The sequence below is a fragment of the Bradyrhizobium genosp. A genome (assembly GCF_049949275.1).
Lineage (GTDB): Bacteria > Pseudomonadota > Alphaproteobacteria > Rhizobiales > Xanthobacteraceae > Bradyrhizobium.
In genome coordinates this window covers 1633786-1658674 of the sequence record NZ_CP188196.1, presented here as the reverse complement: position 1 = coordinate 1658674, position 24889 = coordinate 1633786, and the positions used below count along the sequence as shown (strand labels likewise).

The 24889-nt window shown below is 63.9% G+C and carries 25 protein-coding genes; 13 read left to right on the top strand and 12 right to left on the bottom strand.

Annotated features, from left to right (window positions below; genetic code table 11):
* Nucleotides 1-7: 7 nt before the first annotated feature.
* Nucleotides 8-715, bottom strand: coding sequence for a CoA transferase subunit A (locus ACP2YP_RS07750; RefSeq protein ID WP_426423424.1), 708 nt, complete (start codon nt 713-715; stop codon nt 8-10).
* Nucleotides 716-989: 274 nt separating this feature from the next.
* Between ACP2YP_RS07750 and ACP2YP_RS07745 the strand changes: the two genes are divergently transcribed.
* The 5 genes from ACP2YP_RS07745 (at nt 990) to ACP2YP_RS07725 (ending at nt 8384) form a co-directional block, all read left to right on the top strand.
* Nucleotides 990-2879, top strand: coding sequence for an AsmA family protein (locus tag ACP2YP_RS07745; protein ID WP_426426070.1), 1890 nt, complete (start codon nt 990-992; stop codon nt 2877-2879).
* A 133-nt stretch (nt 2880-3012) separates the two neighbouring features.
* A complete protein-coding gene (locus tag ACP2YP_RS07740; protein ID WP_426423422.1) occupies nt 3013-4902 on the top strand; it encodes a WG repeat-containing protein in 1890 nt (629 codons plus the stop codon).
* Between the two features lie 185 nt (nt 4903-5087).
* Entirely contained in the window at nt 5088-6473 is a 1386-nt protein-coding gene (locus ACP2YP_RS07735; RefSeq protein ID WP_426423420.1) for an ABC transporter substrate-binding protein, read from the top strand.
* A 175-nt stretch (nt 6474-6648) separates the two neighbouring features.
* Complete coding sequence (locus ACP2YP_RS07730) at nt 6649-7521, top strand: carbohydrate ABC transporter permease (RefSeq protein WP_426423418.1); 873 nt, start codon at nt 6649-6651, stop codon at nt 7519-7521.
* Nucleotides 7518-8384: a carbohydrate ABC transporter permease gene (locus ACP2YP_RS07725; protein ID WP_426423416.1), complete on the top strand. Its 867-nt coding sequence runs from the start codon at nt 7518-7520 to the stop codon at nt 8382-8384. Before ACP2YP_RS07730 ends, ACP2YP_RS07725 begins: the two co-directional genes overlap by 4 nt.
* A gap of 55 nt (nt 8385-8439) precedes the next feature.
* Here ACP2YP_RS07725 and ACP2YP_RS07720 read toward each other — a convergent pair whose 3' ends face one another.
* From ACP2YP_RS07720 to ACP2YP_RS07695, 6 genes are read right to left on the bottom strand one after another with little or no spacing between them, the layout of a single operon-like run.
* Nucleotides 8440-8940 (bottom strand): DUF6622 family protein, encoded by a 501-nt coding sequence (locus ACP2YP_RS07720; RefSeq protein WP_426423414.1) that lies wholly within the window; start codon nt 8938-8940, stop codon nt 8440-8442.
* 13 nt (nt 8941-8953) lie between these two features.
* Nucleotides 8954-9766 (bottom strand): ABC transporter permease, encoded by an 813-nt coding sequence (locus ACP2YP_RS07715; protein WP_426423412.1) that lies wholly within the window; start codon nt 9764-9766, stop codon nt 8954-8956.
* 1 nt (nt 9767) lies between these two features.
* Nucleotides 9768-10679: an ABC transporter permease gene (locus ACP2YP_RS07710; RefSeq protein WP_426423410.1), complete on the bottom strand. Its 912-nt coding sequence runs from the start codon at nt 10677-10679 to the stop codon at nt 9768-9770.
* Nucleotides 10676-11845, bottom strand: a complete 1170-nt coding sequence (locus ACP2YP_RS07705; protein WP_426423408.1) for an ABC transporter ATP-binding protein — start codon at nt 11843-11845, stop codon at nt 10676-10678. The genes ACP2YP_RS07710 and ACP2YP_RS07705 overlap by 4 nt, the downstream gene beginning before the upstream one ends.
* Nucleotides 11846-11897: 52 nt before the next feature.
* Nucleotides 11898-13376, bottom strand: a complete 1479-nt coding sequence (locus ACP2YP_RS07700) for a glycerol-3-phosphate dehydrogenase (RefSeq protein ID WP_426423406.1) — start codon at nt 13374-13376, stop codon at nt 11898-11900.
* A 40-nt stretch (nt 13377-13416) separates the two neighbouring features.
* Nucleotides 13417-16101: a sensor domain-containing protein gene (locus ACP2YP_RS07695; RefSeq protein WP_426423404.1), complete on the bottom strand. Its 2685-nt coding sequence runs from the start codon at nt 16099-16101 to the stop codon at nt 13417-13419.
* Nucleotides 16102-16306: 205 nt separating this feature from the next.
* Between ACP2YP_RS07695 and ACP2YP_RS07690 the strand changes: the two genes are divergently transcribed.
* Entirely contained in the window at nt 16307-17410 is a 1104-nt protein-coding gene (locus tag ACP2YP_RS07690) for an NAD(P)/FAD-dependent oxidoreductase (RefSeq protein ID WP_426423402.1), read from the top strand.
* Nucleotides 17411-17521: 111 nt separating this feature from the next.
* Here ACP2YP_RS07690 and ACP2YP_RS07685 read toward each other — a convergent pair whose 3' ends face one another.
* Nucleotides 17522-17704, bottom strand: a complete 183-nt coding sequence (locus tag ACP2YP_RS07685) for a YdcH family protein (RefSeq protein ID WP_200469715.1) — start codon at nt 17702-17704, stop codon at nt 17522-17524.
* A 327-nt stretch (nt 17705-18031) separates the two neighbouring features.
* Between ACP2YP_RS07685 and ACP2YP_RS07680 the strand changes: the two genes are divergently transcribed.
* The 3 genes from ACP2YP_RS07680 (at nt 18032) to ACP2YP_RS07670 (ending at nt 18853) form a co-directional block, all read left to right on the top strand.
* Nucleotides 18032-18238: a YdcH family protein gene (locus ACP2YP_RS07680; RefSeq protein ID WP_008546179.1), complete on the top strand. Its 207-nt coding sequence runs from the start codon at nt 18032-18034 to the stop codon at nt 18236-18238.
* A gap of 122 nt (nt 18239-18360) precedes the next feature.
* Nucleotides 18361-18579 (top strand): hypothetical protein, encoded by a 219-nt coding sequence (locus ACP2YP_RS07675; RefSeq protein WP_426423401.1) that lies wholly within the window; start codon nt 18361-18363, stop codon nt 18577-18579.
* Nucleotides 18580-18601: 22 nt separating this feature from the next.
* On the top strand, nt 18602-18853 hold the full coding sequence (locus ACP2YP_RS07670; protein ID WP_148753968.1) for a hypothetical protein: 252 nt from the start codon (nt 18602-18604) through the stop codon (nt 18851-18853).
* Between the two features lie 2 nt (nt 18854-18855).
* Here the strand turns inward: ACP2YP_RS07670 and ACP2YP_RS07665 are convergent, their stop codons facing one another.
* Entirely contained in the window at nt 18856-19611 is a 756-nt protein-coding gene (locus ACP2YP_RS07665) for a GGDEF domain-containing protein (RefSeq protein ID WP_426423399.1), read from the bottom strand.
* A 141-nt stretch (nt 19612-19752) separates the two neighbouring features.
* Here ACP2YP_RS07665 and purE point away from each other — a divergent pair, with 141 nt between their 5' ends.
* Nucleotides 19753-20241, top strand: a complete 489-nt coding sequence (gene purE, locus ACP2YP_RS07660; RefSeq protein WP_426423397.1) for a 5-(carboxyamino)imidazole ribonucleotide mutase — start codon at nt 19753-19755, stop codon at nt 20239-20241.
* Entirely contained in the window at nt 20238-21344 is a 1107-nt protein-coding gene (locus ACP2YP_RS07655; RefSeq protein ID WP_426423396.1) for a 5-(carboxyamino)imidazole ribonucleotide synthase, read from the top strand. Before purE ends, ACP2YP_RS07655 begins: the two co-directional genes overlap by 4 nt.
* A 101-nt stretch (nt 21345-21445) precedes the next feature.
* Here the strand turns inward: ACP2YP_RS07655 and aqpZ are convergent, their stop codons facing one another.
* Nucleotides 21446-22168, bottom strand: coding sequence for an aquaporin Z (gene aqpZ, locus ACP2YP_RS07650; RefSeq protein WP_426423395.1), 723 nt, complete (start codon nt 22166-22168; stop codon nt 21446-21448).
* Nucleotides 22169-22428: 260 nt separating this feature from the next.
* On the opposite strand from aqpZ, the gene rpsU reads away from it, so the two are divergent.
* Nucleotides 22429-22725, top strand: a complete 297-nt coding sequence (gene rpsU, locus ACP2YP_RS07645) for a 30S ribosomal protein S21 (RefSeq protein ID WP_092291984.1) — start codon at nt 22429-22431, stop codon at nt 22723-22725.
* Between the two features lie 125 nt (nt 22726-22850).
* A complete protein-coding gene (locus tag ACP2YP_RS07640; protein ID WP_426423393.1) occupies nt 22851-23501 on the top strand; it encodes a tetratricopeptide repeat protein in 651 nt (216 codons plus the stop codon).
* A 13-nt stretch (nt 23502-23514) separates the two neighbouring features.
* On the opposite strand, the gene ACP2YP_RS07635 is transcribed toward ACP2YP_RS07640, so the two are convergent.
* Both ACP2YP_RS07635 and ACP2YP_RS07630 read right to left on the bottom strand, forming a co-directional pair.
* Nucleotides 23515-24501, bottom strand: coding sequence for a hypothetical protein (locus tag ACP2YP_RS07635; RefSeq protein ID WP_426423392.1), 987 nt, complete (start codon nt 24499-24501; stop codon nt 23515-23517).
* A 93-nt stretch (nt 24502-24594) separates the two neighbouring features.
* Nucleotides 24595-24879, bottom strand: coding sequence for a cupin domain-containing protein (locus ACP2YP_RS07630; RefSeq protein WP_426423391.1), 285 nt, complete (start codon nt 24877-24879; stop codon nt 24595-24597).
* Nucleotides 24880-24889 lie beyond the last annotated feature (10 nt).

Below are 24889 nucleotides of genomic sequence, written 5' to 3'. Positions count from 1 at the left end.
CCTGATCTCAAGCTGCCGTGCGCGGGCGGGTGTTGCGGAATTCGATGCGCTTCTGGGCGGTACCGACCTCGACGATGCGCTTCACGAAGATGCCCGGCGTATGGACATGGTCGGGATTGAGTTCACCGGCGGGAACCAGATGCTCGACCTCGGCCACCGTGATCTTGGCGGCGGTCGCCATCATCGGGTTAAAGTTGCGCGCGGTCTTGCGGTAGATCAGGTTGCCGGCGGTGTCGCCCTTCCAGGCGTGCACGATGGCGAGGTCGGCGAATAGGCCGCGCTCCATCAGATACTTCTCGCCGTCGAACTCTTTCACTTCCTTGCCTTCGGCGATCAGCGTGCCGACGCCGGTCTTGGTGTAGAAGGCCGGGATGCCGGCGCCGCCGGCGCGGATGCGCTCGGCCAGCGTGCCCTGCGGGTTGAATTCGAGTTCCAGCTCGCCGGCAAGGAATTGCTGGGCGAACAGCTTGTTCTCGCCGACATAGGACGAGATCATCTTCTTGATCTGGCGGGTTTCCAGCAGGCGGCTGAGCCCGATGCCATCGACGCCGGCATTGTTGGAGACAACGGTCAGACCCTTGACGCCGGAGTCGCGGATCGCATCCGACAGCACCTCGGCGATGCCGCAGAGGCCGAAGCCACCCGACATGATCATCATGTTGTCCTTGAGAACGCCCTCAAGAGCCGACTTGGCGTCGGGATAGACCTTGTTCATGCAAAAAACCCTCGACTGAAGCTGCGGCCTGCAGGCGTCGCGCCTTGTTGGCGGCGATTATTAGGCGAAATCGTCCGAAGCCGTCAATGATACGGGGTTCTCCGTTCGGGGAGCCGGTGGTAGAAGCTGCCCACGCCGTGGGCAGACCCGTCCGCGGCCTTGAAAGCGACAAGAAAACCCATCAAGTTGCGGGGGTTGGGCGTGGGGGCGCGCAGGTTTCCCGCTCCGCCCTTCTGGCTCCAGCGACCAACCCGATCAGGACATGCCATTGACCATGGCCCAAGGAATGAAGCGCCTCGGGACGCCGATCGCGGCGCTGCTCGGCGTCGTGCTGATCGCCCTGCTGGCGACCTCCTGGCTCATCAACCGCGACGCGTTGCGCAAGGCAGTGGAAGCGCAGATCCGCGACGTCACCGGGCTCGAGCTCAGCGTGGCAGGCAACATCGACATTTCCGTGCTGCCGGCAAGCTACATCTCCTTCCATGACGTTGGCCTGAAGGGTGGCGGCACCGCCGACCCCGCGCTCCATGTCGACGTGCTCACCGCCAATCTCAGGCTCTTGCCCTTGCTGCTGCAACGGTTCGAGATCGCCGACCTGACGCTGCTACGGCCGCACATCCATGTCAGCCTGAAGCCGGACGGCGAGAGCAACTGGACACCTTTCATCCAGACCATTGCGCGGACGATGAAGCCCGGCGCCGACAGCCAGGTCTCGTTCTCCGAGATCAGGATCCAGGACGGCGTGCTCAATTACGAGGACGCGGCCACGCAAGCCACCGAGAAGCTCGAGGACATCGACCTGTCGCTGGCCTGGCCCTCGATCTCGCGCTCCTTTGCCGCGACCGGACAGTTCGATTGGCGCGGCGAGCGCGTCGACGGCTCGATCAGTTTTGCCGATTTCGTCGCCGCGCTCTCGGGCGACCGCTCGGGCCTGAAGGCGCGGATCGCCAGCGCGCCGCTCAAGCTCGCCTTCGACGGTAGCGTCGCCAACCGCACCAGCCCGATGATGGAGGGTACGCTCACTATCGATAGCCCCTCCTTGCGCAACGCGCTGCGCTGGACCGGCCAGCCGCAGCCCGGCAGTGGCGGCTTCGGCCGCTTCGCGCTGAAGGCGCGCGCGAATGTCGTCGGCGCCTCGATCGCGCTCACCAATGTCAATGTCGAGCTCGACGGCAACACCGCCGAAGGCGTCATGACCTACGCCAATAACGGCCGGCAGACGCTGCAGGCGACGCTCGCCGCCGACGCGCTCGACTTCACACCTTATATCTCCACCTTCCGCCTGCTCGCGAGCGGCGCGCGCGACTGGAACAGGCAGCTGTTCGATCTCAACGGGCTTTCGAGCACCGACCTCGACATGCGCCTCTCGGCCGCCAAGCTGACGGTCGGTCCCTCGAAGCTCGGCCGCACCGCGATCGGCGCCAACTTGCGCAACGGCACGCTGGCGCTCTCGGTCGGCGAGGCGCAGGTCTATGGCGGCATCGCCAAGGGCTCGTTCGGCATCTCGCGCGCGGACACGGTTGCCGACATCAAGGCGCAATTCCAGTTCATCGACGTCGACCTCCAGGCCTGCGCCTCCGAACTGTTCGGCCTCAACAAGCTGTCCGGCCGGGGCAATATCAACGTGTCCCTCCTCGCTTCCGGCTCGAGCCCGTTCGGCCTGGTGCAGTCGCTCGACGGCACCGCCACTGTGACCGGGCATGACGGCGCGATCGCAGGCTTCAATGCCGAGCAGTTGCTGAAGCGGCTGGAGCGCCGGCCATTGTCCGGCGGCGGCAATTTCCGCAACGGCTCGACGCCCTACGATAATCTCACTATTGCCGTGAAATTTGCCGACGGGATCGCCACCGCCGAGGACATCCGCATCGAGGGACCTTCGACGAAGATCACGCTGACCGGCACCGCGTCGGTGCCGACCCGCGAATACGACATGAAGGGTGTGGCAAGCCTCAACACGACATCAGGCTTTCAACTGCCCTTCATGGTGCAGGGTCCGTGGGACGATCCGCTGATCTTCCCCGATCCCGAGGCCCTGATCCGCCAGTCGCCTGCGGCGTCTCCTTTCCTCGACCTGCTCAAGCAGCGCATCACCGGCGGAAAGCGGCAGGCGCCGGAGGGATCGCCCACCGCGGAGAACGCGAAGGAGGGCGCGAAGTCCAACTAGGTCCGACCGGATCGCGCAGGCGGAATGCCTGCGCCATGGCACAAGAGCCGTCCGCATTTTGCCACGATGATATCATACCCGAGGTTGAAGCGGGATGAGACATCGCCCTATGGGAAGCTTTGGAAGATGCCGGGTGGCCACCGTGAGTGCGGCTCTGATCTTGGCAACGCTCACGAGCACTCTGCGCGCGCAGGACAATTCGCCAACGACGTCTGCCGATCGCCCGTCCGCTCCACTCCTGCCTGCCGGGAAGATCATTTTCGACGCCGAGGTATCTCGCGCGAACCAGGGCGCGAACGGTTTCGGCCCGCCCCCTTCGTTTCCACTCCCCTCGTGCGGGTTTTCGCAAGGCCTCTGCGGCGCGGTGAACCGCGACGGCACGCTTGCCGTGTCGCCGAAATTCGATTGGGTCGATAGCTTCCATGAAGGGCGCGCGCTGGTACGATCGAACGGCCGCTACGGCTATGTCGACACAAGCGGCCGCGTGATCGCGAAGCCGCAATATGCGATTGCGGATCGATTCTCTCACGGCTTTGCGCAGATCGACATTGGCGGCCGGTCCGGCCTGATCGACCTTGACGGCAAGACGGTGCTCGAGCCGAAGTTCGGCTACATCATTCCCTTCACCGAAAATGTCTTCCTTGTCACCGAAGGCAGGACCACCTCCGAAGGCATCGCAGGCACGGAGCGGTTCAGGGAAGGTATTTTTGAGATCGTCGGCGACGCCTCCACCAGAACAGTCGGCGCCGTGGGCAGATGGGGCCTCGTTGATCGCTCCGGTGCCTGGCTTGTTCCGCCGTCGCTCGATGCGACCCTTCCTTATGACACCGAGGGCACGGCGCTCAGGCTGGCAAGAACCGATTCGGGGTGGGGCGTGATACGCCCCGACGGGAGCTGGGAGATCGGACCGAAATTCCAGCAGCTTGGTGTGTTCGTCGACGGGACGGCGACGGCCAAGATAGATGACCATTGGGGCTTCATCGACAGCTCGGGCCGCTTCAAGATCGAACCGAAATACGATGGTTTGCAAAACTTTGCGGCCGGCGCATCGATGACAGTAGCCCGGATTGGCAAGCTTTACGGCTTGATCGATCGTTCCGGCGCGTGGGTCGTCCAGCCCCAATACGAGGCGATATGGGGCGGCGCTATCCCGAAGTCGCGTTGGATCGTCACGAGCGAAAAGAAGCGAGGGGTGCTCGACGAAAACGCCCAGCTCGTCATCGCTCCGACCTTCGACTACATCCCGAGGTTCTGCAGCGATGGACGTATCATCGGCAGCATCGACGACAAGCCCCACATTTTCAGCGCGAACGGCAAGCCGATCGAGCCTCCGCAGGGCAAACTCCAGGCGCCGGTGTCCTGTGACATGCCGAACGTCCTCAGGACTGGCGACGAGTCCATCTATGTGGCGAGCGATTTCACACCGATTACGGCGCAGAGGTTCGATCGTACGGGCGGCTTCTTCGCCTCCCTCGCGGTTGCGAACGTGGGTGGAAAGATCGGGTTGCTGAAGTCCGATGGCAGCTGGGCCGTCCAACCGAGCTTCGATGCGATCTCGCCGGGCTCTCCCGACGGTCCGGTTCTGGCGCGCATTGGGGCAAGAAACGGAATCATCGATCCTTCGAACGGCGCCTGGATCACCGGGCAGCACTTTGAACGCATCTGCCATATCGCCTCCGGCATGGCCATGGCCTTTGAGGGCGGCAGGCGCGGCGTCCTCGATGCGCACGGCTCATGGCTGATCCAGCCGAGGGACGGACGGATCGGCATTCGCATGGGGGACGGCCTGGTCCCGGCTCAATCGGGCGAGCATTGGGGTTTCGTCGATGCCGAAGGACAAACGGCGATCGAGGCCAGGTTCGATGCACCGACGTTTTTCGATCGCGGGATCAACTGGGCCAGCACCGGTGGATCCTGGTGTCCGATTGATCGCAGGGGACAGCCGATCGAAGGCCTTCAATGCCAGCCTTCGGACCCGCTGAAGCGAGAGTTCGGCGTCTTTTCATGTCAGCTCGGACGCTAAGGGACAGAGTGCGAATTGATTGCCACGAATTGATGCGGCGATCGCATCGATGCGCGCGTTAAGCATCTCCGAGAGCCCGATCCCCCTCGACCTAGGTCTGACAACATGCCGCTAGATCGGATAGCGGCCATGCGCTAGTGTTTTTGCTGACCGGTTAAAACACCGGCGGCTTGAGGGAGAAAAACGTGAAATCCAAGATTATTGGCGCTGTATCACTGGCGGTCGCTGCGGCCGGGCTGTTCGCAGCCGCTGCACCCGCATTTGCGCAGCAAAAGACGATTACGGTGTGGTTTGCCAAGGGCTTCTACAGGTCCGAAGACGACGCACTGATCGAGACCATCAAGAAGTTCGAAGCAAAAACCGGCATCAAGGTCGAATTGTCGCAGTACGCGATCCAGGACATGATTCCGAAGACTGTCGCAGCGCTCGACGCCGGCACCGTGCCCGATGTCGCCTACTCCGATTCCTACGACGTTCAGGCGCAGGGCAAGTGGGCCTTCGAGGGCAAGCTCGAGGATCTGACCGACGTCATGGAGCCGATCAAGGACCGGTTCGTGCAGAACACGCTGGACGCCTCGATCCTCTATAACGACGTCACCAAGAAGAAGGCCTATTACGGCTTCCCGCTGAAGCAGCAGAGCATGCACGTCCAGATCTGGAACGACATGCTGGAGAAAGCGGGCTTCAAGCAGAGCGACATCCCGAATGATTGGGAAGGCTACTGGAGCTTCTGGTGCGACAAGGTGCAGCCGGCGATCCGCAAGGCCACCGGCCAGCGCATCTATGCCGTCGGCCAGCCGATGGGCGTGGAATCCACCGACGCCTTCCAGTCGTTCTACACCTTCATGGACGCCTACCACGTCAAGCTGGTCGACGACGACGGCAAGCTCTTGGTCGACGATCCCAAGGTGCGTGACGGCCTGATCCACGCGCTGAAGGACTACACCGACACCTACATCAAGGGCTGCACCCCGCCGTCCTCGACGACCTGGAAAGACCCGGACAACAACGTCGCGTTCCACAACAAGACCATCGTGATGACCCACAATTTCACGATCTCGATCGCGGCGAAGTGGTACGAGGACTCGCAGAACCAGGCCCTCACCCAGGAGCAGCGCGACGCCGGCAAGAAGGCCTATGAGCAGGACATCATCACCGCGTCCTTTCCGAAGGCCCCGGATGGTTCGACCATCCGCTACCGCTCCGACGTGAAGACCGGGCTGATGTTCGCCGCGGCCAGGAACAAGGCGGAGGGCAAGCAGTTCATCAGCTTCCTGCTGCAGGAAGATAACGTCCGACCCTATATCGAAGGTGCACTTGGCCGCTGGTTCCCGGTGACCAAGGAAAGCCAGGCGAGCCCGTTCTGGCAGTCCGACCGGCACCGCAAGGCGGTCTACACCCAGTTCACCGGCGGCACCGCGCCGTTCGACTTCACCAAGAACTGGAAGTTCACGATCCTGAACAATGAGAACGTCTGGGCCAAGGCGATGAACCGGGTGGTCAGCGAGAAGGTCCCTGTCGACAAGGCCGTCGACGAACTGATCGCCCGCATCAAGCAGGTTGCAGGCTAAGTGTTGCCCTCCCTCTCCCCGTTCTTACGGGGAGAGGGTTGGGGTGAGGGGCTCTATCCGCGAGCTGTGCTTGTGGTGAGTCCTGTACCCCCTCACCCGGATCGCCCAAGGAGTCGATCCGACCTCTCCCCGCAAGCGGGGAGAGGTTAAGATTCGAGAGAAGAGTCCTAAAAGAATGGCGATCACGCTCTCTGGCGATCAGTCGATCCCCGCCCCGCCCCTGTCGCCGCGGCTGACCCCGGCGCAGGTCTGGGGCATCGCGCTGCTCGCGCCCTATCTGCTCGTTTTCCTCGCCTTCGTGGTCTATCCCGTCTGCTACGGGCTTTGGCTGGCGCGGGCGCCATCGAACTATGTCGCGCTCTATAACGACCCGATCTTCGCGCGCGCCGCGGTCAATACGCTGATCTTCCTGGTCATCGGCATCAACATCAAGATGCTGATCGCACTGTTCCTGTCCGGCTTCTTCGCCCAACAGCGCACCTGGATCAAATGGCTCTCTGTGATCTTCATCCTGCCCTGGGCGGTCCCGTCGATCCCGACCATCCTGTCGGTCCGCTTCATGTTCAATCCCGAATGGGGCATGGTCAACCACCTGATCTTCTCCTTCACCGGCGATGATGGCCCGAACTGGCTGAACGACCCGACGGTTGCGCTGACCATGGCGATCGGTGTGCACATCTGGAAGTCGCTGCCGTTCTGGACGCTGATCCTGATCACCGGGCGCCTCGCGATCGCGCAGGACCTGTTCGAGGCCGCCGAGGTCGATGGCGCCAGCTGGTGGCAGAAATTCCGCTTCATCACCTGGCCGTCGATGCAGACGCTCTATATCACCTGCACGCTGCTCTCGATGATCTGGACGCTTGGCGATTTCAACAGCGTCTATCTGCTCACCGGCGGCGGCCCGGCCGACCTCACGCACGTGCTGTCGACGCTCGGTATCCGCTATCTCCGGCTCGACCAGCTCTCGCTCGCGATGGCCTCCATCGTCTGCGCGATGCCGTTCGTCCTGCCGCTCGTGTATTTCATGATGAAACGGTTGTCGCGATGAAGCTTCCCGGCGTAAGCGAATTTTCTTGGCGCGACGTCGCGACCGAAGCGCGGTTACTGCTGATCGGCATTCCCGTCTTCCTGTGGACGATGATCCCGATCTACCACATGTTCCTGTTCGCGATCTCTCCGAAGGAGGACGCGTTCTCGGGCAAGCTGTGGCCGGACCATCCGACGCTGCACAACTTCGAAATCGTGTTCAAGCAGCAGCACTATTTCCTGCGCGACTTCTATATTCAATTCTGGAATTCGCTGGTGATCGCCGCATCCGTCGGCGTGCTGACGCTGTTCATCGCCACCGCCGCGGCGTTCTCGATCTCGCGGCTGAAGGTGCCCGGCGGGCGCATGGTGCTGAACCTCGCGCTGTTCACCTATTTCATCCCGGCGGCATTCCTTGCCGTGCCGATGTACCGCACCATGGGCAATTACGGCCTGCTCAACAATCACTGGGCGCTGATCCTGGCGATGGTGACGATCGCCTCGCCTTACGCGATCTGGGTGCTGAAGCAGGCCTCGGACAAGCTGCCGGTCGAACTGGATGAAGCCGCGGTGATGGACGGCGCCACCACGCTGCAGATCTTCCGCCTGGTCTACCTGCCGCTGATGATGCCTTCGCTGGTCGCGATCGGCACCTATGCGGTGCTGCTCGCCTGGAACGAATATCTCTACGCGTTCCTGCTGCTCTCGAACGATCGCGAGATCACGCTTCCCGTCGCGCTCGGCAACTTCCTCGCCGCCGACGACTCGCCCTGGGAGCTGCTGATGACGACCGGCTTCATCTACGCACTGCCGCCGGCCGCGGTCTATTACGCCTTCCGCCGCTACATGGTGGGCGGGCTGACGGCGGGTGCGGTGAAGTCCTAAGGGACATGATTCGGAAAAGTGTGAAGCGGTTTTCCGACAAGATCATGCTCAAACTCTAGGCGTCCGCTGCGCGCTTCCTGCGGTAGGCGATCAGGAGCGCGATCATCGAGCCGAAAAAGTAGCCGGCGGTCGCGCCCGAGATGGCGCGGCCGACGATGAAGGCCACCGCGCGATCGCCTGCGTCGATGGCCGAGATCACGCTCACCGTGTACTGCAGAGTGAACACGACGAGATTGCGGATCAGCCCGAGCGCGCTGCCTGGACGGATGATCTCACCCGTCTTGTGATCGACCTCAAACGGACGCGGCGTCAGCACGCCAAGAGGCAACAGCACCAGCGCGGCCGCGATCCAGGCGACCAGCGGCCAGGCGTTATCCTGATGCCCGAATCCGATCCGCGAGATTCCCCAGACGATGAAGACGACCGGGACGATCAGTGCACGCCAGATCGGAATCGTGCGCGGCTGCATCGCCTTGATGCCCTGCCAGACCAGATAGGCGAGCAGGATCCAGACCCAGGGCGGCGTATGGACGAGTATCCGGTAGGCGAACATCATGACCCATCCCCGTCTAGAGAGGCGCCGCGCTCTCGCCCTGCGAGCTCGACAGCTTTGAGGCGAGCGAAGCGATGACGATGACGACCGCGATCAGGGCGATCACCAGCGTACAGATCGCGTTGATCTCCGGCTTCACGCCGAGCCGCACCTCGGAATAGATTCTGATCGGCAAGGTCGCCGAACCGGGACCGGTTGTAAAACTCGCAATCACGAGATCGTCGAGCGAGAGCGTGAAGGCGAGCATCCATCCGGCGACGATCGCGGGCGCGATCAGCGGTAGCGTCACCGACAGGAAGGCGCGGACGGGGGCGCAGCCGAGGTCCATCGCCGCCTCCTCCAGCGAGCGGTCCAGCGAGCCGAGGCGCGACTGCACGACGACGGCGACGAAGCACATCGTCAGCGTGGTATGGGCGATCGTCACCGTCCAGAAACCGCGCTCGGCGTTCAGCGCGACGAACAGCAGCAGCAGCGACAATCCCGTGATCACCTCCGGCATCACCAGCGGCGCATAGAGCATGCCGGAGAACAACGTACGGCCGCGAAAGCGCTCGCCGCGCGCCAGCGCCACCGCGGCCAGCGTGCCGATCAACGTGGCGATGGTCGCGGACGAGACCGCGACCCGCAGGCTCATCCAGGATGCCTCGATCATGGCGCGGTCGCCAAAGAACTCGTGGTACCAGCGCAGCGACCAGCCGCCCCACACCGTCACCAGTCGCGAGGCGTTGAAGGAATAGATGACGAGAATGAGGATCGGCAGATAGAGGAAGGCGAGGCCCAGCGCGAGCGAAGCGATGTTGAAGCGGGACAGGCGAGAGACTTTGCGCATCTCACCTCTCCTCCAACTGCTGCCGCTGCAGACGCTCGTAGAGCAGAAGCGGCAGCAGCAGCACCACGAGCAGCACGATCGCTGCGCTCGATGCCACCGGCCAATCCTTGTTGGTGAAGAATTCGAGCCATAGCGTTTGGCCGATCATCAGCGAATTGGAGCCGGCGAGAAGATCCGGGATCACGAACTCGCCGACAACAGGGATGAAGCACAAGAGCACGCCGGCGCCGACGCCCGGCAGCGACAGCGGGAAAGTCACCAGCCAGAACACCTGCCAGCGCGGCGCGCCGAGATCACTGGCCGCTTCCTCCAGTGCCGGCTCCATCTTGGCGAGCGTGGCGTAGAGCGGCAGGATCATGAACGGCAAATAGGAATAGACGATGCCGACATACATCGCGGTGTCGGTGGACAGCCACACCACCGGCTGGCTGACCAGATGCAGCGCCAGCAGGATCTGATTGAGCAGGCCGTCATGCTGGAGGATGTTGATCCAGGCATAGATGCGGATCAGGAACGAGGTCCAGAACGGCACGATCACCAGCACCATCGCCACCGCCTGCCAGCGCTTCGGCAGCCGCGCCATGCCGTACGCGATGGGATAGCCGATCAGCAACAGCAACGCGGTCGCCGTCACCGCAACGGTGAGGCTGCGCAGATAGGCGAACACATAAAGGTCGTCGGAGGCGATCAGCCTGAAATTGTCGAATCCCAACGCGGCAAAGGCCGCCCGGATCGCCGTCCACCCCGCCGTCAGGTCGAACACCGGCTCGTAAGGCGGCTGCGCAATTGCCGTTTGCGACAGGCTGATCTTCAGCACGAAGCCGAACGGCACCAGGAAGAACAGCACCATCCAGACATAGGGCGCGATCGCGGCAAAGCGCGCCGGGCGCGCGAAAATCCGGCGTGCGCTCATGACGGCAGCACCACGCAGTCGTCGGGCGTGAACCACGCGACGATTTGCTGGTTCAGGCTGTAGGCATCGACATCGAGGCGCGCGCTGTTGGCGACGGACGCCTGTACCATTCCACCGGTATCGAGCTTGACCTTGTAGGTGGTGGTGCCGCCGAGATAGCAGATGTCGGCGATCACGCCGTCCAGCCGGTTAATCGTGGTTTCATGACCGGCCTCGCTCACGGGACCACGACGCGACAGCTTGATCTTTTCGGGGCGGATCGCGACGGAAAATCTGCTCTCGCCGACAGGCTGGCGCGGCTCGGCCACCACCAGCGTGCCCGCATCGCGCGTGCCAATGACCAGGCGATGACCGTCGCGCAATTTGGACTCGGCGTCGAACAGATTGATGTCGCCGACGAACTCCGCGATCCAGCGCGAGCGCGGTGCCTCGTAGAGTTCGCGGGGGCCAGCGACCTGGGCGAGCTTGCCGGCGTTCATCACGCCGATCCGGCTCGCCATCGTCATCGCCTCCTCCTGATCGTGGGTGACGATGATGAAGGTCATGCCGAGCCAGCGCTGCAGCTCCATCAGCTCGCCCTGCGTGTTTTCGCGCAATTTCTTGTCGAGGGCTGCGAGCGGCTCGTCGAGCAGCAACAATTGCGGCCGGCGCGCCAGCGCGCGGGCCAGCGCGACACGCTGGCGCTGGCCGCCGGAGAGCTGATCGGGCTTGCGCTTCTCCAGCCCGTCCAGCTTCACCAGCGCAACCATCTCCGCGACGCGCGTTGCGATGTCGGCGCGTGCCATGCCGGCGCGCTTGAGGCCGAAGGCGATGTTGTCGCGCACCGTGAGATGCGGAAACAGCGCGTAGTTCTGGAACATCATGTTGATCGGGCGCTCGTGCGGCAACGCCTGCGCGATATCCTTGCCACCGAGTAGGATGCGCCCCTCGTCCGGGGCCTCGAAGCCCGCGAGCATGCGCAGCAGCGTGGTCTTGCCGCAGCCGCTGGGGCCAAGTAGCGCAAAAAACTCTCCGGCCTTGATGTCGAGCGATACGCCGTCGACCGCACGAAACGTCCCGAACGTCTTGGCGACGCCCTCGATGCGCAGCAGCGGCTCGCCCGTGGCCGGATGCGCATCTCCGGCCGCATTGGCCGCGGCGCTCGTTCTGGGCAACTCGTCAGTCATAGTCCCTGCCAACCCCAATGCCGCTGCACGCTAGCGGCGGATCGGGCTTTGCTCAACCGGTTCGAGGCGGATCGTTCACACCCGCGATGAACGCAGCCAGCGCGTCGCGGTCCGCCGCCGGCATGGTCAGGCCGAGCTTGGAGCGGCGCCACAGGATGTCCTCCGGAAAGCGCGCCCATTCCCAGGCCATGAGATAGCGCACTTCGGCGCCGGTCAGGTCGGGACCGAAGCTTGGGCCGAGTTCATCGCGTGCCTTCGCCTCGCCCAGCACGGCGGGCAATCGCGAGCCGTAGGCCGCAACCAGGCGCCGGGCCTGCGGCTCGGAGAGAAAGCGCCAGCGGTGGCGGGCTAGGTCGACTTCGGTCTCGAAACGATCCCAGGCAAAATCTCCGCCGGGCAGCGCTGCGCCGGCGGTCCAGCGCGGCGACATCGGATAGAACGGCGTCAGCCGCGTCACCGCCCGCTCCGCGCGCAGCCGCGAGGTGGTGACGTCGCCGCCGAACATGGTGAGCAGCGGCGCCTTGCGCCGGCGTGCGTGGAACAGCGTCGTCCCGTCGCGTCGCCGCGCGGACGCGGGCATCATATTGACGCCGGAGACCGTGCGCACCACGTCGGTCGGGGCAACGCGCTCGCGGAAATAGCGGCTCGCGGCCTCGCAGAGATAGCTGACATCGGCGCCCGGCATCGCGACAATTGCGGGATCGCCGGTGAAATCGTGCGTGACCGTGCCGACCAGCGTGAAATCACGCTCGAACGGGCTCGCAAAAATCAGCCGCCCGTCGCTGTTCTGGAAGACATAGACGTTGTCGGACTCGAACAGTTTGGGCACCACGATCTGGCTCATCTGCGTGGCCGCCAAGGCCGGCTGCTTCTGCCTCAGCACGGTCTCGGCGACCATCGACGTCCAGCCGCCGGTGGCATTGGCCAGCGCACGTGCCGTAATCACCCGGCGATGGCCGCGGTCGATCAGCGCGAGCCGCCAGATGTCGGTCCTGTCGGCGCGCACGCAACGCGCCCCGGTCCGGATCGCGGCGCCACGCTCAGTGGCATCCAGCGCCGTGAGCACCACCAGGCGCGAATCGTCGACGACGCAATCGGCATATTCAAACGCGATGCCGAACGGCCGCTTCAGCGCGTTGCCGACCGGATGATGCGTGATGTCGAGGGTGGTCGATCCGGGCAGGCCGCCGCGGTTCGCGAGGGCGTCATAAACATACAGCCCTGCGCGCAACAGCCATGGCGGACGCTCGTCGGAATGGGCGGGGATCACAAAACTCATCGGCCGCACCAGATGCGGCGCGATCCGGAGCCAGGTCGCCCGCTCGGCCAATGCCCGGCGCACCCGCCAGAAGCCACGCCGCTCCAGCACGGATAAATCGCCATGGATCAATCGCGGTGTCGCCGACGAGGCAGCACCAGCCAGATCGCCCTGCTCGATCAAGATCACCCGCAGCCCGCGGCCGGCGGCATCGCGCGCGAGGCTGACACCGTTCAGGCCGCCACCAATGATCGCGAGATCGTAATCCGCCATGAAGCCGTCGAGAGGAACGATAGGATTTTGCCCAACACCACTAGCCGGTCTTGAGCGCAAGCTCCATGGCCTCGACGCGGCCGACGAGGCCGGCATATTGCCCGATCGGCAGCGGCTTGCCGAGCAGATAGCCCTGCACGCCGTCACAGCCTTCCCTGGCGAGGAAGGTGAGCTGGTCGATCGTCTCGACGCCCTCGGCGATGATCGACATTTCGAGGCCGTGACCGAGATCGATCACGGCGCGGACGATCGCAGCCGATTGCGGGTTGCGGCCGAGATTCATGATGAAGGCGCGGTCGATCTTGATCTTGTCGAACGGGAACGCCTGGAGATAGCTCAGCGAGGAATAGCCGCTGCCGAAATCGTCCATCGAGATACGGACGCCCAGCGCCTTCAGGCGGCGCAGCAGCGCCAGGCCGCGATCGAAGTCCTCGATCAGCACGCCCTCGGTGATTTCGAGCTCGAGCCGGCCGGGCGCCAGACCCGTCTCGATCAGGATCGAATGGACCAGACCGACGACGTCGCCGTGCATGAACTGCGCCGGCGACAGATTGACCGCGACCTGCAGCGGCTTCGGCCACGACGCCGCCTCGCGGCAGACCTGGCGCAGGATCCATTCGCCCATCTCGACGATCAGGCCGCTTTCTTCCGCGATCGGGATGAATTCGGCCGGCGAGACCTGGCCGCGTACCGGATGCTGCCAGCGCGCCAGAGCCTCGAAGCCGATGATCTCGCTCTCGGCGACACTGTTGCGCGCGATGCCCTGGGGCTGGAAGGCCAGCGACAGCTCGCCGTTCTTGATCGCCTTCGACAGATCCTGGTGCAGCACGCGGCGGTCGCGGATCTGCTGGTCCATCTCGGGCTGGTAGAGGCTGATCGTACCGCGCGATTTCTGCTTGGCGCGGAACAGGGCCGCGCCGGCATTGGCGAGCAGCGAGGCCCCGTCGGGGCCATTGTGCGGGAAGACCGACATGCCGGTGGAGATACCGGCGCGGACCGCGCGGCCGTCGATGTGGAATTCCGGCGCAAGCGCCTCGCCGAGTTGCTGCGCAAGGGCGAGGCCCGCGTCGGGCTGCTTGCCGTCGATAATCAGGCCGAATTCGTCGCCGGACAGCCGCGCCACCAGCCCGCCGCGTGCGGTGTCCTGCAGCCGCTGGGCCACCTCGATCAGCAGCTTGTCCCCGAGCGCATGGCCAAACACGTCGTTGACTTCCTTGAGGCCGTCGAGATCGACGCACAGGACCGCGAATTCCTCGTCGGTCCCCTCGCAAGCCTCGATCATCTGGTTCAACGCCTGAAGGAAGGCGGCGCGGTTCGGCAGGTCGGTGAGGCCGTCATGATAGGCCATGTGCGCCATCCGCGACTCGGTCTGCCGGCGGTTGGTGACGTCCTCATGGGTCTTGATCAGGTATTGCGGCTCGCCGGCATCGTTGAGCACCGTGGCGCGCCGGGTCAGGAACAGGCGCAGGCCGTCCTTGGTGGAGATCGGATGCTCCTCGGTGATCATCCCGCGCTTCTTGATCGCGGCCTCGTCGCGCGCGATGATCAGCTTGGCTTCCTTGGCATTGAAGATATCGGAGGCGGTCAGGCCGGTGGCTTCCTCGCGCCTGCGGTTGAGAATCGTTTCGGCACTGCGGTTGGCGAGCAGATAGCGGCCATCCTTGACCTGCTCCACGATCAGCGCCACCGGGATGTTGTCGACCACCAGCTCGAGAAACTTCTTGGTGCTCTCCAGCTCCATCGACAGCGATTGCCGATCGGTGATGTCCTCGAACACCACCAGCAGGAATTCCGGCTTGTTGCTTTCGTTGCGGACCACGATCCGGATCGAGGCCACCATGCGCCGGGTCTGGTCGCGTTGGACCTCGACCTCGAATTCGTTGCGATACTGTCCTTCCGGGGCCAGCAGCGCGGCCCGGTCGGTCGCCTCGATGCTCGCCGCCGATTTCGGGCCGAACAGCTCGCGCGCATTCTTGCCGACGACCTGGTCGCGCGAAAAGCCCCAGAACCGCTCATAGGCGCGGTTGGCAAAGATGTAGCGGCCGTCCTCGATGTTCTTAGCGGCCACGCAGGCCGGAACGTTGTCCAGCACCGTTTCCAGGAATTGCTTGGTCGAGGCGAGCTGCCGCGACAGCTTGCGCTGCTCGCTGACGTCGAGATGGGTCGCCACCGAGCCACCGTTCGGCAGGATGAAATATTTAACCAGGATGGCGCGGCCGTCCGGCAGCTCGCTGATCAGGCCGTTCGGGCTTGCCGCCTTCTCGTAGAAGTCGTCGTCGGAGACGGCGAGGACCCCGCGCTTGCGCCGCAACTCGAGGATGTCGTAGCCGGTCATGCCGCTCCACAAGTCCGAGCGCGTCAGGCCGTAGATCTCGAGATAGCGGTCGTTGCAGAAGATGACGCGCCGCTGCGCATCCGTCATCACCACGCCCTGGTTGAGATTGTTCATGGCGGAGGAGACGAAGGCGTTGCGCCGCAACTGCGAACGCTTGCTCCGGCGCAGCGCGGAATGGATCCACAGCGCGATCGCCGCCAGGAACGCGCAGACGACAACGCCCCCGATCAGGGCTTCCCACACCAGATTGGGGTCGAGATTGCCAAGATAGTTCGGCGGGGTGAAGCTGTCCGCGTAGGCACGCGACGGCGCGGCCGCGCTGGCCAGGCACACGACGGCCTGCACAGCAATCGGAAGCATGCTGCCTTCCTGCCAGTTCTTCTCAGCCATCAGCCACCCGCAATTTCAACTGCGGATTGTCTGGCTTCACGGGTTTGGATCGGGTAAACGCCTGTACGCCCAACAGAAAAATGTGACGCGAAATACGGCAATTGCCCTGACATGATAAATGCTTCCTTAACGGACAACGGCCGCGCGGCGCGTTTCCCAGGCAAACCGGCCCTCTCGGCACCTTCAGCGGGACTTCTGCACAACCATGGATAGGGTCGACTGCGTCGTCATCGGAGCGGGCGTGGTCGGGCTCGCGGTGGCCCGGAAGCTGGCCCAGGCCGGGCGCGAAGTGATTGTGCTCGAAGAGGCCGAGGCCATCGGCACCATCACCTCCTCACGCAACAGCGAGGTGATCCATGCCGGGATCTATTACCGCGCCGGAAGCTGGATGGCGCGCATGTGCGTCAGCGGCAAGCACGCGCTGTACCGCTATTGCGGCGAGCGCGGCATCCCGCACAAGAATTGCGGCAAGCTGATCGTCGCGACCAATGCGAAGGAAACCGAGAAGCTGCAATCGATCAAGGCGCATGCCGAGGCCAACGGCGTGCTCGACATGCTGTTGCTCTCGGGTGAAGCCGCGCGGGCGCTGGAGCCGGCGCTGGCCTGTGACGCCGCACTGCTGTCGCCGTCGACCGGCATCATCGACAGCCATGCCTACATGCTCTCGCTGCGCGGCGAGGCCGAGGAAGCGGGCGCAGCCTTTGCGTTTCACACGCCGCTGATCCGCGCCAAGGCGGACGCTGGAATGATCGAGATCGAGGCCGGCGGCGAAGCGCCGATGACGCTGCAATGCGGCCTGCTCGTCAACGCCGCCGGGCTTTCGGCGACGACCGTGGCGCGGCACATCGACGGCATGCCGATTGACCGGATTCCGCCGGCCTATCTCGCCAAGGGAAACTATTTCAGCTGCAACGCGCGCGCACCGTTCTCGCGCCTGATCTATCCCGTGCCCGAGCCCGGCGGGCTCGGCGTGCATCTGACGCTGGACATGGCAGGACAGGCGCGCTTCGGCCCCGACGTCGAATGGATCGAGACGATCGACTATGAGGTCGATCCGTCGCGCGCCGAGCGCTTCTATCCTGCGATCCGCAAATACTGGCCGACGCTTCCCGATGGCGCGTTGATGCCAAGCTACTCGGGCATCCGCCCGAAGATCGTGCCGCCGGCCGTAGCAACGCAGGATTTCCTGATGCAGGGTCCGCGCGACCATGGCGTCGCGGGTTTGATCAATCTGTTCGGCATCGAATCGCCGGGACTGACATCGTCGCTCGCGATCGCAGACCACGTCGCCGAGTTGGCCGAAATCTAAACGCCCGCGCAACAACGATTGCACGGCGCGCACCTTACAGCAGGGATGAGCGCAAAGGCTCTCATCCCTGCCTGAAAGGATCCGATCAAACTCTGCACTGTTACGGGGTTACTAGTGGAGCGTGTCGCCGGTGTGCTTCAGACGCTCGATCTGGTCCTTGACCATCAACTTGCGGCGCTTCAACTCAACAATTTGCAGGTCGTCTGTTGAAAGGTGCACGAGAGCTTCGTGCAATTCGTGTTCGAGAGTTTTGTGCTTCCGTTCCAATTCAACCAGATGTGCCTGAATTGTCATTCGAAACCTCCTCGGTAGGGGTGAACCTTGGATTCGATCCGGACGAGGAAGTGTACATCACCGATTCGTTCTGTCGATGGGTATCCGTCGTCGCACCGTCATTTTTGAAAATTCATATGTAACGAACCGTGAGTAAGGAACCACGCGGTGAAAAATCCATGATATCAATGTGCTTGCGCGACACGGCTGCGAATCGTTGAAATATCTTGCGAGAGAGCGGTGCGCGAAGATCGCAGATCGCTTGCGATCACGCCGCGCAAGGACGATAATTTCCACAGGGCATCCACAGCCTTAATTTCAGCCTATCGGTTTTCGGCCACCGCAAACATGACCAATGAAGACGAGCGTGAGCTCGAAGCCGAGCTTACCCGGTTGCAGCAGGAACACCGAGATCTCGATGCGGCGATCGATGCACTGCATCAATCGCCCGCCCCCGACCTGTTGCGGTTACAGCGGTTGAAGAAGCGCAAGCTGTTGTTGCGCGACCGTATCGCCTTCATCGAAGACCAGATCACGCCCGACATCATCGCCTGATCTGCGAGCAGTCGCGGATTGCCACGTATGAATCCGCTTGACTTAGAAAGAACAAAAGAGGAACATAACCCCGCCCCGAGCCCCCAGCAAACGCCCAAGGACAACCCGCAAGGACACCGCAGATGTCAGTCCCCGCCCTTCTCGACAACAGCTATTACGAACAAGCCTGCAATCAGGCGATCGCGATGTGCGACGGCAATCTGCGCAGCACCATCAAGGCGCTGATCATGGCCAACGAATATCTGGAGGCCGAACTGGAAGAGCTGCAGGCGGCGATTTCGGCCGGCTGCATTCCCGAGACCTCGCGCAGCTGGACGCGGGGCAAGAGCAGCACCGCCTAGTTTTGATCACCGGAGCAACGCCATGTCGGACGTAACCTACTACGTTGCAATGCCCTTCCTGATCGATGCCGACGGATCGCCTGTCGCCGGCGCCGCCGAGGAATGCCAGAGCTCGACGGCCGCGTTGCGGCGCGCCGAAGCTCTCGCGCACGGTGCGGGCCACATCGGCGCGGTCGCATTCAGCCGCAGCGGCGATCCCATGACCGGCGAATTCGGTGACGCCACGCTGCTGCGCAAATTCGGCAACGTGCCGGAAGATCTCGCAACGCTGTAAAGTCAGCTGCTCACAAGCCTGATCCGCGGCTCGTGCCGCCGGTGCGCCTTGCGCACATACATGGCGGCATCGGCCTCCTCCAGCGCGCGGGCCGCATCGGACTGCGCGCCGAGCAACGCGACACCAGCGGAGGCGCCCGCGGTCACGTGCTGGCCGCGAAAGGTGAACGACAAATCGTCGATCGCCTGCTCGAAAATGGCCGCCTTCGCCTTGGCATCGGTCTCGCTGAGATTCCACAGCAACAAAGCAAACTCATCGCCGCCGAGACGGCCGACCACGTCGGAGGCGCGGATCTGTCGTGTCAGCGTCGCGGCGATCGCCTTCAGCACCTCGTCGCCAGCGCCATGACCGAAGGAATCATTGATCGGCTTCAACCGGTCGACGTCGAGCACGATCAGCGCGCCGCTGGCGCGGTAGCGTTTCATGTAGGCGATGGCGCGCTGGAGCTCACGCTCGAAGCCGCGCCGGTTGGGTATGTCCAGCAGGAAATCGGTGTCGGCTGCCGCCTCGAGCTCGGCGACGCGCCGCAGCGTCTGCGTAAGCTTGGTCCGCAGGCCTCGGATCGTCGCCTTGCTGGTTTCCTTGCCAGTTTCCTTGGCAGCGCGGGCTGCGGGCACGCGGCGCAGCGCCGCAGCCTTGGATCCCGCAGCCTTGGACCCCGCAGTCTTGGACCGCTTGGGTGCAGTTTTCGTTCGGCTCCTGCTGGTTTTTCGGCCCTTTTTGGCCTTCGCAGCGGTCGCCCTTTTTGGTTTCTTCATGGGCATCCTGCTCAATGAAGGCTTGCGGGGATTCACCAAGACAGGATAGTGCATTCCCTTCTCCTTGCCACCGCCTTGCGAGCCGCCGGCCGGAACCGTTAATCTGGCCTATCTTTCTGTTTTCCGAGCACAATTGACGTCATGACCGCGCCGATCGCCATCATCATGGGAAGCCAGTCGGACTGGGAGACGATGCGGCACGCCGCCGACACGCTCACAGCGCTTGGTGTCACCTCCGACACCCGCATCGTTTCGGCACACCGCACCCCCGACCGACTCTTTAGCTTCGCCAAGGGCGCCAAGGCGGCCGGTTTCAAGGTCATCATCGCCGGCGCCGGCGGTGCCGCGCATCTGCCCGGCATGGCCGCGGCGCTGACGGAGCTGCCGGTGTTCGGCGTGCCGGTCGAGTCCAGGACGCTGAAGGGCATCGATTCGCTCTATTCGATCGTTCAGATGCCCGCCGGCATTCCGGTCGGCACGCTCGCGATCGGCAAGGCTGGCGCGATCAACGCGGCGCTGCTCGCGGCGTCCGTGCTGGCGCTGTCCGATCCAGCCCTGTCCGACCGCCTGGCCGCCTGGCGCAAGGCCCAGACCGAGGCGGTTGCCGAGCGCCCGGAGGACAAGGCGTGACTGACGCAAAGCAGGTGAAGCTGAAGCCCGGCGACACCATCGGAATCCTCGGCGGCGGACAACTCGGACGGATGCTGGCCATGGCGGCGGCGCGGCTCGGCCTGCGCTGCCAGGTGTTCTCGCCCGATCCGGATTCGCCGGCTTTCGACGTCGTGCTGAACGCAACCTGCGCTGAATATGCCGATGTCGAGGCGCTCGAGCTGTTCGCCCATGATGTCGACGTCATCACCTATGAATTCGAGAACGTGCCGGCCGCGGCCGCCATGGTGCTGGACGCACGCCGCCCCGTGCTGCCCAACCGCAAGATCCTCGAGACCACCCAGGATCGGCTGGCCGAGAAGGATTTCGTGACGCGGCTCGGCATCGGCACCGCCGCCTACGCCGACGTCACCTCGGTCGCATCGTTGCGCGAGGCGATCGCCAAGATCGGCCTCCCCGCCGTGCTGAAGACCCGCCGCTTCGGCTATGACGGCAAGGGCCAAGCGATCATCCGCGAGGGCGACGACATCGCAAAGGTCTGGACCGGCCTCACCACCAAGTCGGCGATCCTGGAGGCCTTCGTGCCGTTCGAGCGCGAGATCTCCGTGATCGCCGCGCGCTCAGTGGCAGGCCAGGTCGAATGCTTCGACGTCACCGAGAACGAGCATCGCGACCACATTCTGAAGATTTCCCGCGCGCCTGCGCCGATTCCGGATGGGCTCGCCGAAGAGGCGCGCAGCATCGCCGGCAAGATCGCGACAGCGCTCGACTATGTCGGCGTGCTGGCGGTGGAGATGTTCGTGCTCGCCAATGGCGGCGGATCGAAGGTGCTGGTCAACGAGATCGCTCCGCGCGTGCACAATTCCGGACACTGGACGCTCGACGGCGCGTCGGTCTCCCAGTTCGAGCAGCACATCCGCGCCATTGCCGGCTGGCCGCTCGGCAAGCCCCTGCGTCACGGTGAGGTCGTCACCATGACCAATCTGATCGGCGACGAGATCAACGATTACGAGAGCTGGCTGAGCGTGCCGGGCGCGACCGTCCACATCTACGGCAAGGGCACGCCGCGTCCCGGCCGCAAGATGGGCCACGTCACCGAGGTCAGGCCTTCGAAAGCCAAGTGAGGGGACCGCAGCAAAAGCTGCGATCCCGCTTTTTGGTCTAGAGTTTTTGTTTTGACGCGATTTCTTTGCGCGAACCGGTATCCACTTCGCTCGAAAGCGCTCTAGGCCGTCTTCACGCCCGCGACGACGCCTGAGGGCTCCTCGCTGAGCCAGCGATAGATCACGCCGCCCAGCGCGCCGCCGATCAGTGGAGCGACCCAGAACAGCCAGAGCTGCAACAGCGCCCAGCCGCCAACGAATAGCGCGGGGCCGGTGCTGCGCGCCGGGTTCACCGACGTGTTGGTGATGGGGATGCTGACGAGATGGATCATCACCAGCGCGAGTCCGATCGCGAGCGGCGCAAAGCCTGCGGGCGCGCGGCCGTGGGTCGAGCCCATGATGACGAACAGGAACATCATGGTCATCACAACCTCGGTGACGAAGCAAACGACCATACTGTACTGGCCGGGCGAATGCGCGGCGTAGCCGTTGGAGGCAAAGCCCTTGGTGACGTCGAATCCGGGCGCGCCGCTGGCAATCACATAGAGCAGCTCGGCGGCGACGATTGCTCCGCAAACTTGCGCGATCACGTAAGGCAGGATCTGGCCTGCCGGAAAGCGCCCCCCGGCGGCAAGGCCGACCGTGACGGCCGGGTTGAGATGGCAGCCCGAGATATGGCCGATCGCATAGGCCATGGTGACCACGCTCAAGCCGAAGGCCAGGGACACGCCGACCAGACCGATGCCGACCTGCGGAAAGCCGGCCGCGATCACCGCGCTGCCGCAGCCTGCAAATGTGAGCCAGAACGTGCCGATGGCCTCGGCAGCGTATTTCTTCATGTCCATGTGGCGTCTCCCCTGATTTCAAAGATTCCGGAACAATGTCCGCTGCGGCCCCGTCTTGGCGCCAAATCTCCCAAATCCGGGCCGCGAGAGAGCATTTTCGCCGCATTTAATGGCTGAACTTGGCCCGAAACCCCGCTTGGCAGGTGGACATGGCGGGTTTTGTCTGATACATCCGCGCCCTCAAGGTTAAGGGCTTGCGCTATTTGCCATCCCCTTTGACTTATCAGAATTCAAATCCGATCCACTGAAGAGGATGCCGCGTGCAGGTTCTCGTTCGCGATAACAATGTCGACCAAGCCCTCAAGGCGCTGAAGAAGAAGATGCAGCGCGAGGGCATTTTCCGCGAGATGAAGCTCCGCGGTCACTACGAGAAGCCCTCCGAGAAGAAGGCCCGCGAAAAGGCCGAAGCCGTGCGCCGCGCGCGCAAGCTGGCCCGTAAGAAGCTGCAGCGCGAAGGCCTGCTGCCGATGAAGCCGAAGCCGGTGTTCGGCGCTGGCCCCGGTGGCGAGCGTGGCGGCCGTAGCGGCCCCGGTGCAGGTCCGCGCGGACCGCGCTGATCTTGCCGAAGTTGCAGGACTGAGTTTTCAATGACGCGGGCCCCGGGCCCGCGTTATTATTTTGTGAGCAGTGCCTTTCTGGGACGGGGCACTACAGATGCGGCACCAGCGCGAGCGAACCGTAGATGGCCTCCCCTTTCCCCGAGCCCGGCTTGGCGCGCTTGCGCCGGATCTGGCGCCAGCCGCTTGCGCTGACCTTGGTGGGGATCGCACTGTGCGGCTGCTCCTTCGATCTCGGCTCGCTGATGCCGGAGAAGGACAAGCCGCAGGAAGCGCCCAAGGCGGCCGCCGCCCCGGATAGCGCGGTCAGCGCCGGCAACGTCACCGAGGCCCAGGCCCACACGGCAAAAGCCCAGGCCCTGGCGAAGTCTGGCGAGACGCAGGCCGCGCTCGACGAGTTCAATCGCGCCGTCGCGCTCGATCCCTACAATGCGCAGGCGCTCTACGGCCGCGCCCTGCTCTACCAAGGCAATAACGAGCACGACTTCGCGATCGCCGATTTCGGTGCCGCCAGCGGGCTAAATCCGCAGAAGGCCGAGCCGCTGCTCGGCCGCGCCGTCAGCTATCTCGCCATCGGCAAGGTCAAGGAGGCGGCGGCCGATCTCGATGAGGCCGCAGAGGCCGATCCGCACAACGCCCAGGTCTGGACGACACGGGGACAGGCCTATGAGCGGCTGGGCGACAAGACCAAGGCCGCGGCGTCCTACAACAAGGCAGTCAGCCTGCGCCCACGCGATGACGCCGCCCGCAGCGGCTTGGCCCGCGTCGGCGGCTGACGGTCTCCTGGAGCTAGTCGGGGGTGGCGCTCTTCGGCAAAACCGCGTGGAACATCGACTTCATGCCCGACAGCATTTCGTCGGCGACATTGGTCTTGGGCCGCGGCGCGGGGCCGCCTGCATCAGCGCGCAGGTCGAGCGGCGGCGCGATCACCGGCACCGGAATATCGGCAGGCGGCGTCAGCCGATTCGGGTTGTCGTTGCCGACCGAGGCCGTGTAGGGGGGATTTGCCTGCGACGAGCTACCGTTTCCATAAGCGTCGGGCGACGGCGTCGACACATTGATCGGCGGCGGCAGCGGGCGCACCGTCGACGGCACCGCAGTCACGTTTCGGGGAGCCTCGGGGATGCGGGATGCTTCCTGCACCGCAGGCTCCGGCGTCCTCTCGGCAGCCTTGGCCTCGGCAGGCCTGATTTCGGAAGGCTTGATTTCAAAAGGCTTGATTTCAAAAGGCTTGGTTTCGGCAGATTTGGCCTCGGCGGCCTTCTCAGCGGCCTTGCCTTCAGGCGATTTGCGCAGGCGTTCGATGGCGGCTCGCGCCAGATCGTTGGCGTCGGGGGGCGCGGCCGGGGAAGCCGCAGCCGGCGCTGAATTGGCCTCAACCACCGGCGCGGCAGCGGGCGCTGCCGGGGTCGACGCTACCGAGGAGGATTTGGCGACCGCCTTCTCACGCGCCGGAGTACGGCCGTGCGAAGCCTCGCCGGGAGCCACGTCCGCAGCCTTGGTCTCGGCAGGCTTCTCGGCCGCCGGCTTGTCCGACACGCTCTTATCGGAAATGCTCTTCTCAGAGACGCCCTTGGCCTTGACACCGGGGGTCGGCAGGTTGGCCACATCGGCGGGCTTGCCGTTCTTGCCGGCACCGGCAGGCGCCACCACCGCGGCTGGCGTATCCGCCGCCGGCCTGGCGTTGATGTAGTGATTAACGATGTAGGCCCCGATGATCGTCGCGAGCACCGAGGGGAAAATATCCATCGAAATTTTAGCGAGGTATTTCAGCATTTCTCGGCCACTCCCCGCGCGATCTGATGCGGGAACTTTGGGGCATTGTAAGGGATCAACTGCGACGGATCGATGGCAAAGGTTACGCGTGCCTTACGGCTTCAGCTCAATCTCAAGGAACACGATCTCGGTTGAGGTTTCGTTAAGTACGTCGTGTTGGACGCCGGCTTTGCGGAAATAGGATTTTCCGGCCGCAAGCTGCGCCTTGGAATGCTCTCCGTTGGGCGCCACGATGGTCATTTCGCCGGCAACAACGGGAACAATCACATAGTCCATTCCGTGAGTGTGATGCCCGGTCGCGCTGCCCGGGGCAAGCCGCCATTCGGTCACCCGGACTTGGTCGTTGTCGACCTGAACCTCGGACTTGGCGGCAAGCATCGGAACTCTC